The sequence below is a fragment of the Phyllobacterium sp. genome, assembly GCF_037994405.1.
In the GTDB taxonomy this organism is placed as follows: domain Bacteria; phylum Pseudomonadota; class Alphaproteobacteria; order Rhizobiales; family Rhizobiaceae; genus Phyllobacterium.
On sequence record NZ_JBBNAN010000091.1, the window covers coordinates 1 to 1,748 of the forward strand.

At 59.6% G+C, this 1,748-nt stretch carries 2 protein-coding genes; both read left to right on the plus strand.

Translation table 11 applies throughout. The features are described from left to right. The first annotated feature begins 22 nt into the window (after positions 1-22). Positions 23-490 carry a MaoC family dehydratase gene (locus AAAC48_RS05545; RefSeq protein WP_340653221.1) on the plus strand — a complete coding sequence of 156 codons (468 nt, stop codon included), beginning with the start codon at positions 23-25 and terminating at the stop codon, positions 488-490. Positions 491-861: 371 nt separating this feature from the next. Beyond that, complete coding sequence (locus AAAC48_RS05550) at positions 862-1,707, plus strand: SHOCT domain-containing protein (RefSeq protein ID WP_340653222.1); 846 nt, start codon at positions 862-864, stop codon at positions 1,705-1,707. Positions 1,708-1,748: the final 41 nt, after the last annotated feature.

The following is a 1,748-nucleotide window of genomic DNA, read 5'->3' on the forward strand; positions in this document are numbered from 1 at the left end:
GAATACACCGAGGAGATGAACCATGAGTGATCAAATCCCGGCAGATCGTCTCCATTTGGACGATCTCCATGTGGGGCAGCGCTTTGTCAGCGCCACTCACACGATCGATGAGACACAGATCAAGTCATTCGCCGCGCAATTCGATCCACAATTGTTTCATACGGATGAGGAGGCAGCCAAGAGTAGCCTCTTCAAAGGGTTGGCGGCAAGCGGATGGCACACGGCCGCTATCACCATGCGGCTGAACGTGGAGGGCGGCCTGCCGCTGGCCGGAGGGATCATTGGGGCAGGAGGAGACATAAACTGGCCGGCACCGACACGCCCAGGCGATACCCTGCACGTGGAAAGCGAAGTCATCGAAGTCACGCCGTCCCGATCAAAGCCGGATCGCGGTGTTGCCGTGATTGTTAGCCGGACGATCAATCAGCGCGGCGAAATCGTCCAGACGCTCACGGCCAAACTCGTGGTTCCGCGCAGAACCACGGGCTGATCGTTGCAGGCATGCCGACGGCCAGGGCCAAGATGAGGCTGAGGCCATGAAGGTGAGGACGCAGAACGAGCGTGAGGTGCTCGCGGTGGCCGCCTTCGGGGAATGAGGTCCAATTTGCCGATCATCAGCGAGCCCAAGTGACTCTCCTAGGGGATGTCACGTTAATGGGGAATACTGCCTTCTACTCGTCAAGCAGAAAATCTCATGACAATGAAATCAGGTATTTAGCGATTGCGAAACGGCGTGGAGAACCGACAAAAGCACTATACTGAATTAACGTGACATCCCCGCGGCGCGTGCTAAATCACTTGCAACGGATGCGCCGGCGTAGTGCGGCGTGCCCGCAATCTTATCAGGCAAGGGCGATCACGATGAGACAACTCAGTGAAGAGGGCCGACGAACCCTTGGAGGGATTGCAGAGCGGTACGGGGTGAGCTTCGGCGCGGTGGAGCACCTTCTGATGGCGATTATCGCCGGGCAGGCGACACAGGCCCAGTTCAACCATCCCGATCTGGGTGGGATGGGGCAATGGTCGCAGGGTGGCATGATCATGGTCGGCGACATGTTCAACAATGCGCTGAAGGCGAACGTGGCCGGGATTTGTTCCGAGCTTGCGGCCTTGGTGCGCGGCATGGATTTTCTGGGCCCGCAGACGTCGCACCAGTCCCAAAATCAAGGTCAGGGCGGCGGCGTCAGCCTGTTCGTGCCTGGCGCGTTGTCGGCTGGGAACTGGTGGCCCGAGGAGTTTGGGCATCCTGCCTCGACCGGGGCGCAGAATGACCTGCGCTATGCCTTTTTCCCGACAACCCGACGGCTGGCGATCGATATCGGCGGCCGGGTTACGGTCTATGACACGAAGGACCATCGCATTGGCGGGTTCTCGCAACAGCAAAGCGGCGACCAGTCGCTGAGCTTTACCTCTCAGTATGGGCTGGTGAAAATTTCGGAACTGGATGTGGTACGGCAGGGCGGCAAGGAACCGGCGGACGCGCCGGCTACCGGAACATCCGCCGCCACGGCTGCGCCGTCGATATTCGCATCGTCCGCGCCGGAATCCGCCGAGCCACAACAAGCGGCACGTCCAGCACCGGAGGCGCTTCGGTCGGATGAGGACATCTTCGACAAGATCGAACGCCTCGCGGCACTTCATGCGAAAGGCATTCTCACGGATCAGGAATTCGAGGCCAAGAAGTCGGAGTTGCTCAGCCGACTATAGCATCCGATGAACGGGGCTTGCCACACGGAGGTGAATGGAAG

Excerpts from the sequence above, each read along its gene's own strand:
- AAAC48_RS05550 (WP_340653222.1), top strand. The coding sequence starts at position 862 with ATGAGACAACTCAGTGAAGAGGGCCGACGAACCCTTGGAGGGATTGCA.
- AAAC48_RS05545 (WP_340653221.1), top strand. The coding sequence starts at position 23 with ATGAGTGATCAAATCCCGGCAGATCGTCTCCATTTGGACGATCTCCAT.